The organism is Vibrio sp. M260118, from assembly GCF_036533755.1.
In the GTDB taxonomy this organism is placed as follows: Bacteria; Pseudomonadota; Gammaproteobacteria; order Enterobacterales; family Vibrionaceae; genus Vibrio.
Genome location: NZ_JATABG010000219.1, coordinates 1 through 5933 on the forward strand (window position 1 = coordinate 1; position 5933 = coordinate 5933).

Sequence of the window (5933 nt, forward strand, 5' to 3'; positions counted from 1 at the left end):
CGGTTGAGTAATTGCAAACGGACGATTAAACCGAGGTGTCGTAAGACAATAAAGATTGAAACTAAACAATAAAGTTTGAAACTAAGACATTAAAGTTGAAAACTTTTTAAACCCGGTTAAGCTGATTAAAAGTTAACCGGGTTTTTGTTATGGCAAAATCAAAGTATGTTTTAACTGAAAAACAAATCATCAGGCGGATTAAAGAAGGCCGAGGTTCAGGAAAGCTTTCTAACTATAAACCGTGGCTGTACGTGAATGAGGTTCCATCCGAAGGTAGATCTCAAAGAGTCTACTCTCACCTAACGAGCCGCATTCATCATGTGCTATCGGACCTTGAATTCGCTATTTTTCTCCTTCTTGATCATAACCCTGCCGTAACTGACATTCGTGAGCAGTTTCCACTCAATAGGGATGACACGCTAAATATCTGCCAGGAACATCAGCTTTGGCACCCTGCACAAAATGGGGTTAATCAAGTGATGTCGTCAGACTTTTTTGTCAACACCTCTTCTAAAGTTCAGCCTAGATTTGTTATCCAAGCCAAGTATAAAAATGCTCTTAAAGACTCAAGAACTATCGAAAAACTTGAAATTGAACGTCGTTATTGGCAGTTAAAAAAGATCCCGTGGTTCCTAGTCACGGAAAAAGAAATAGATAAAGTCGTTGTGGATAATATTGAGTGGCTATATGGCGTCAAAGGGTATTTCGATGAATTGATTACCGATGAGCTTTTGCTAACGTTTAACCACATGAAAGCTTATTTCTCTCGCATTCCTGACAAAAAAGTGGTTGAAATTGCAAAAGAATATGAGTTGGCTTATGGACAGAAGTTAGGAGACTCTATGTTCGATCTTCGATTGATGTGCGCTGCTAGGCTTATCACGTTTGATATTCGATATCCTTTCCATAGCTTGCGAGCAAGAGACCTTGTATTTAGAGGTGTAGCTTTTGATGAGGGGCACAGCTATGTGGCGAGTTAATGAAACCCTATCATTTGATGGCAAGCCTTATCGCATTCTTTTTACTGAGACAAGCTACTTCTATTGGATTGCTATTGATGAGAACAAAGGTTTACCTGAAAGAGTCTATTTTGATGAATGCTGCAATTGGACTGATGAGGGGCGTTTAGAAAAGATCCCTGACCCCTATTCATACCTCCAAGGTGAGTCTTGGGACGAAGCATCTAGTAGTTATTTGGAAAGCCAACGCAACTATGAACTGATAAAGCCTATCGTTGAAGGCGAAGAGGCATTTGACAAGCGAGTTCGAGCGAGCAGGCTTAATCAGGTTATTGCTGAATCGGGTAAAGGAAAACCTACGATCTATCGACTCTTAAGGCGCTATTGGCAAAGGGGTCAGATTAAGAATGCTCTTTTACCTGATTATAAAAACTCTGGTGCAGGTGGAAAAAGAAGAAACTTCACGACTAGCAAAGCTGGTAGACCGAGGATATATGGCATTGGTCGCGGAGAGCCTGTAACCGAAAGTGTCAGAAAGCAATTTCGAATCATTTGTGATAAGTATCTGATGAACGATAAAGGCTTTTCAATTCGGTATTCGTATATCAAGTTTACTAAGGCTTACAAGCTCAAACACCCTGAAGCTGAAGAGCATGAAATTCCGACACTTCGTCAGTTTCAATACTTTTACAAAACCGAGTATACAAAGGCCACTCAGCTCACTGTTCAGACGCCTCAAGGAAATTACAACAAAGACATTAGACCACTTCATGGCACAGCTACCGAGCAAGCGTTAGGCCCAGGTAGTCGATACGAAATTGATGCTACCATCGCCGATATTTACCTAGTAGATGACGATGACCCGGACAAGGTTATTGGTCGGCCGACAATTTATATGGTCATTGATGTTTTTAGCCGCATGGTTGCTGGCTTTTATATCGGTTTCGATAACCCATCTTTTCCCGTTGCAATGAAGGCACTGATATGCAGTTTTGATAGCAAAGTAAAAGCCTGCGCAGAATATGGAATCGATATTTCTGAAGAGCAGTGGCCCTGTGTAGGTATTCCCGATGTTCTGCTAGCTGATCGCGGTGAATTGATGAGTCATCAAGCAAATTATTTGGTTGATGCTATAGGAGTTCGCCTTGAAAGTGCTCCTCCTCGACGGGGTGATGCCAAAGGTATCGTCGAGAGATCATTTGGCACGTTACAAGCTAAGTTTAAGCCATATATGCCAGGTGTCGTAACTGGTAACAAGGTTAAGAAGCATGGTGAAAGAGATTATAGAGTTGAAGCTGCTGTGGCGAGGTCAGACTTTATTGAAATACTGCTCTATTCAATACTTGCTCACAACTTAAACAAACCATTAGAAAAGTACGATCGTGCTCCTGATATGCCAGAAAGCCTTCCATCGATCCCTATTGAGCTTTGGAGGTGGGGACTACAGCATCGTACCGGACGTTTACGAGCCATCGATACGGATATTGCAAAAATATTACTGTTACCGCGTCAAAAAGTCACTGTATCGGAGTTAGGCATAAAATTATGGGGATTAACCTACACAGGAAAAGAAGTCATTCAGACAGGTTGGATGCACCGCTCTTCTGAAGTCTCTAGGCCCAAAAAACTATTCGCAGCCTATGAACTTGGTTCAGCTAATTACATCTACCTGTTTCCAGAAGAAGGCAAAAATACATTTTGGGTTTGTGAACTTGCTAGTCGGAGTAGAGAGTTCCGTGATCTAACTTGGTATCAAGTATGGGAACGTCAAGCGGCTCAAAAACAAACTTTGGCAGAAGCTAACTATCAATTTGCACCGGTAGAGCGGGATTTTGATGACCTTCTTGAAAAGAAACTGAAAAAGGCGAAAAAGAATCGAAAAACCAGTACATTGAGCAACGCGCAAAAGATAAATGACATCAAAGGCAATAAACGGAATGTTCGAGAGCAAGAGAGAAAGGAGTTAGCAATACAGCCAGTTAGGGCTAAACAAGAAGAAGTCGCGTCGGTGATACCTATAAAGGGAGAAGAGGAAAGTTATCAACTGCCTGATTTCATTCCGGAGCTATTTGATGATGAGGATGATAACTGATGAAGAAAAGCCAAGATCATCGTGTAGTAGCCGTCTATCAAAGTGCTACGCTCTCAGTTTATCGAAATAACCCGCTGATAGAGGCATTACCACCGATAAATAGTTTCCTAGACGACTCGATTGCTCTGAAGGGCTCGTTAAGGTGTGCCGCAGAAGATATCCATCGAAATGGCATCGAAAGAGCGCATAGTATCTGTCGTGTTATTGATGATTTTTTCCAGCCCCTCAGTCAGCACATACAGTTGCATGAACGACTTTCATTGATGATACGGCGTGGCTATGTTGGAAGAAATCCCGAAACAGGTGATTGGGCAAGACATATACAAAATGGTTATGAGCGTGTTTTATCTGGTGATTTGAAGGCGATAAAGTTCACGGAAGTTAGTTCTACAGCCCAAAGCATGACATTGATTGGATGTAGCGGAAATGGCAAAACAACGGCGATCAAGCAGCTTTTGTCGTTATACCCTCAAGTTATTTACCACCCTGACAGAAATCTTGAGCAAGTCGTTTATCTAAAAATTGACTGCTCCCATGATGGATCACTGAAAGAGCTGTGCTTGAACTTTTTTCGTGCAATGGATAGAGCATTAGGGACATCTAACTACGAAAGACAATACTCGATGAGCAAAAGACCGAGTATTGAAACACTTTTAGCTGCAATGGCTCAGGTTGCAAACGCTCATGCAGTTGGTGTTCTTATTATTGATGAAATACAGCACCTTAGCCGTTCTCGCTCTGGTGGCTCTGAGAAAATGCTTAATTTCTTTGTGACATTAGTAAATACCATTGGCCTTCCTGTGATTTTGGTTGGAACACCACGAGCCCGCGAGATATTTGAGGCTGATATGAGATCTGCAAGGCGAGGCTCTGGTCTTGGAGCGATTTTTTGGGATCCAATGGAAGAAGGAAGAGAATGGAAAGCGCTCACGGATAAGTTATGGACTCTTCAATGGCTACAAAAACGTGATGAGGTGTTGTCGGATGACATTCGCTCTCTATGGTATGACCTAAGCCAAGGTGTCTTGGATATTGTGGTTAAGCTATATGTCTTGTGTCAGCTGAGAGCAATCGCGACAAAAGTAGAAAGGATCACACCTAAATTAATGCAACAGGTTTACGAGGATGAATTAAAACCTGTTCACCCAATGCTAGCAGCTCTTCGCTCGGGTGATGCCGAAGAAATGATTAAGTTTTCAGATCTTAAACTAAGCAACACTGATAAAAGGTTGCTTGAGCTGCAAAAACAGGTAGCAACAACTGTTCAGCAGACGCCGGAGGAGTTTGCATATCAACAACTCAGAACCGATGAAGAGCGGCGTGTATATATGGCCTTAAAAGATGAGTTTGATTCAACGTTTTTGGCTCCTGCAATACGACAGCTATTTGATCTACATCCTGATTTGACGTGGACCAGCATACTGCCACTGGTACATGAGCAACTCATTAGCCCTGAACAGATACAATCTAAAACAGAGGCTAAGCCAAGTAAGGGTAAGAGGGCATCCTCAATTAAACAGACGCAATGGCATACCCTTGATAGTGAGGATTTGAGGTTTGTTCACTCTCAATCTGATTCTGATAGCGAAGTGTACACCGCAATGTCAAAGTCGGGTTTGATTTTAGACATTCAGTCATTGCTAGAAAAGGTGGTTTAATATTGCGCTGCTTCCCTGTGCCATACCCAGATGAATTAATCTATAGCTTGGTAGCTAGAGCTGGAATTCGCAGTGCGATAACAAGCTCTAAACAGCTACTAAGTGAAGTGTTTGGTGACAGAAAAGTGATTGCGACAATTGATCTGCCTAGTCATTTATCGTCGATATCAGAGCTGCTCATTAATACGGGACGATTTGACGTCCAACAGCTTATTTATGAACATACAATGTTCCCGATTTACGCTCCTTTTGTTGATGAAAGCATTAGGATTAGAGCGATGGAGCGAATGGAACGTCGCGCTAAGGGCTCTGTTCATCTAATGCTAGGATCCCCCGCTTCTATTGTAAAAACGTCGGATAACTTTTGTGTTTGCCCAGCTTGTGTCGCGGAACAAAAGCAAAAATATGGGGAAAGTTATTGGTCTAGATTGTGGTTTTTGCCATCTTTACCTTACTGCCCTAAGCATGGACTTCTAAGTCAATCGACAACCTCTTACCATGACAGTAGGCACACGTACCATGCATGTAGCCGAATACGATGTCAGCCCCTTTTATGTAACGACCATAATGTAACAGCGCAGCGGTTTGCTTACTTAGCTAGCAAAGCTAAAGAGGTCATGTGTTTACCAGCCCAAGACTCCCCGACTCAGCATCAATGGAGCCTTTTCTACAATCATCTAGCACACGACTTTGGGTGTGGAAAAGGTCCTAAACAGGTTGCTCACGATAAGATTGCAGACTTAGTTGTAAGCAAGATCGTTACCCCTGAGCTAACCATCAATTCTGATAGAGATACTAACTGGCTTCGCACGTTGTTTCGCCGTCATCGTAAAGCTTTTAGCTACCTACAGCACTTAACGGTTTGGTCTGCTTTTATTCCCGAAATGTCGGTTGGTGAAATCATCAAAGAAGTAAAATCAAAAGAGGGAGCGACGATATCCTTCTCGAAGGACAACGTTCATCTTGTGCCAAACTCTAATGAGAAAAAACGTAATCAGTGGCGTGACTTAATAGGGAAGACCCCTATTAAGAAAGCACGCAAACTTCGAGGTGGCGGTGCACTGTATGCTTGGCTTTACCGAAATGATAGAGATTGGCTATTAGCTTTCAATCGAGTCCATCAATCCCAATCTCATGTAAGGCAGAAAAAAGTAGATTGGAACGCAAGAGACCGCTCACTAACTAAGCAGCTTATTAGGGTTGTCGAACGATTAGATACCGTTA

Annotated in this window: 4 protein-coding genes and 1 pseudogene; all 5 read left to right on the forward strand. The window is 42.4% G+C overall.

What is annotated here, in order from left to right; translation table 11 throughout:
* Positions 1-149: 149 nt before the first annotated feature.
* Positions 150-980, forward strand: a complete 831-nt coding sequence (locus QTO00_RS13150; RefSeq protein ID WP_042522411.1) for a heteromeric transposase endonuclease subunit TnsA — start codon at positions 150-152, stop codon at positions 978-980.
* A complete protein-coding gene (locus QTO00_RS13155) occupies positions 967-3051 on the forward strand; it encodes a transposase (RefSeq protein WP_331425212.1) in 2085 nt (694 codons plus the stop codon). The genes QTO00_RS13150 and QTO00_RS13155 overlap by 14 nt, the downstream gene beginning before the upstream one ends.
* Positions 3051-4709, forward strand: coding sequence for an AAA family ATPase (locus QTO00_RS13160; RefSeq protein ID WP_331425213.1), 1659 nt, complete (start codon positions 3051-3053; stop codon positions 4707-4709). The genes QTO00_RS13155 and QTO00_RS13160 overlap by 1 nt, the downstream gene beginning before the upstream one ends.
* A 17-nt stretch (positions 4710-4726) precedes the next feature.
* Positions 4727-5170 (forward strand): annotated as a pseudogene (locus tag QTO00_RS13165) (TniQ family protein); the annotation flags it as partial.
* 156 nt (positions 5171-5326) lie between these two features.
* Positions 5327-5933 (forward strand): TnsD family Tn7-like transposition protein (locus tag QTO00_RS13170; protein WP_331425214.1); only part of this gene is annotated, 607 nt, incomplete at its 3' end.